Raw genomic sequence first — 2,072 nt, forward strand, 5'->3', positions numbered from 1 at the left:
ATTTGTTTAAAGATGCAATTTGAATAAAAATAAACTTGCGTTTATACACAAAGTATGTAATTCATTAATCGTTTTCATAATGAATTGTCCTTGTCAATAATGGTTTTTAATAAAAGAAGCCGTGTTTTAAATGACGCGGCTTTCTTTTTTGCTATAAAGAAGCCCCCCGCCCCCTTATTTAGGCTGCTTTATTTGTGCTTTGTTCACTACCATCAGTATCATCACAAATCTTTTGCTTGCCATTAATAACGGCATTGCCATAAATTTTTACACCCTCTGTAATAATAGACCTGTTAGAAACGCACGCATCATCATAAATTTCTGCTTTTTCATAAATACGAGCATTCTCATAAACACGGGCATTGCCATAAATCTTGACATCTTTATAAACAAGCGCTTTGCCATAAACTCTAGCATTATCAAAAATATGAGACTCCTCGTATACACAAGAAGATCCTGATACTTTTGCATTGCCATAAACAAAGCCCTTTACATAGGCACTGTGCCAAACCTTAGCATCATCATAAATTTTTGCCTCTACAGAAATAAAGGCTTTGCCATAAACAACCGCATTGTCACAAACTTGACCACAAATTTTTGCGTCCCCATAAACCTTAGCATTATCACTAACCACGCATTTGCCATAAACCCACCCCTGGCCACGAACCCACATGGTACCACTAACACTAGCGTTATCAAAAATCTGCGCATTGCCATAAACTTGGGTATCACGACCATAAACCTTAGCTTTATCACTCACTACAGCATTCCCATAAACTTTAGCATTTTGAGCAACAGCAGCTTCATTACGTATTTTTGCATTTTCACTAACAATAGCATCATATGCAACTATAGCATCATCATAGACCCAGCAATTGCCATCATGCGATAGATTGCTTTCTTTTTCTACAAAACCGCCGAGGTCCCCCGCCTTGACATCATCGAAATCCCTTAAAGCACGAATGCGATAAAAGTGCTTCGGTTGACGAGTCTCTGCATCGTAAACTTCTTTTATTTCGTCTATAATTTCATATTTTTTGGATACATTTTTAGTGGTCATAGGTAACTCCCTAATCTAATATTCGTTAAATTTTTAAATGAGATGTTTTAAAGGGGCGCCCCCGCCGCGCCGCTGCTGTCTTATGCAACTTGATCTAAAGTTTTTTCACGACCAGTAATCACAACATTGTCACTAATATTGTCACAAACGCTAGCATTGCCACAAATTTTTGCATTCCCATAAACACAAGCATTTCTATAGACACTGGCATTACCAAAAACATGCGCATTACCGTAAACTTTGCCCCCCACATCTGCCTTACCATAAACCTTGGCATTGTCATAAATACGAGCGGTATGTAAAGTTTTTACATCACCAAAAACCTCGGCATTACCGTAAACACAACCATCTATCCAAGCCTTGCCATGTATTTTTGCATTATCGTAAACACGGGCGTCGCCATAAATCCAAGCGTCGCCAGCGATTTGTGCATTACCGTAAACACGAGCCCGTTGACAGATACGAGCATTATCTCTAACCCAGCAGTCGCCATCATGTGAAAGATGTTCGCTGCTTTCTATAAAACCACCTAAGTCGCCAGCCTTAACATCTGCAAAGTCTCTAATAGCTCTAATGCGTCTTAATGTGCGAATACCTGCTACAAACGTCTCACCCGTAAATTCATATTTTTTTGGAACGCCTTGCTTTTTAGGAGGAACGGGGCCAGTATCATCTGCTCCCATGTTATCTGAAATAGCTTTAATAAGAGCGTGACGAAAAGCATTCATATATGTCATGTTAAATTCTTTCTAATCAAAAAAGTTTGTTAATTGACGACCCTATAAGGGCGTCGGGCGCTAGCAACACATTGATTTATATAGATAATTTACTGTTTTGCATGTTGAATTAAAAACCCGAATATAGTAAGGTTTTCTTATTCTAAACCTTCTCAGATTGAATCAATTAATATCACTTGCTTGCACGTCAAAAGCGGGGCTGGTGTGTGGGTAAAAACTGTATAAGAAAGGAGTAAAAATGGTCCTTATGAACCGTCTTAATGCAAGGTCTGTCG

General features: G+C 38.7%; 2 protein-coding genes. Both read right to left on the reverse strand.

Going from position 1 to position 2,072, the window contains the following annotated elements:
* Positions 1 to 178 precede the first annotated feature (178 nt).
* Complete coding sequence (locus tag PVV65_RS09545) at positions 179 to 1,060, reverse strand: hypothetical protein (RefSeq protein ID WP_273790000.1); 882 nt, start codon at positions 1,058 to 1,060, stop codon at positions 179 to 181.
* An 80-nt stretch (positions 1,061 to 1,140) separates the two neighbouring features.
* Positions 1,141 to 1,797 (reverse strand): hypothetical protein, encoded by a 657-nt coding sequence (locus PVV65_RS09550; RefSeq protein WP_273790001.1) that lies wholly within the window; start codon positions 1,795 to 1,797, stop codon positions 1,141 to 1,143.
* Positions 1,798 to 2,072 lie beyond the last annotated feature (275 nt).

The organism is Bartonella sp. ML70XJBT (genome assembly GCF_028618425.1).
Taxonomy (GTDB): domain Bacteria; phylum Pseudomonadota; class Alphaproteobacteria; order Rhizobiales; family Rhizobiaceae; genus Bartonella.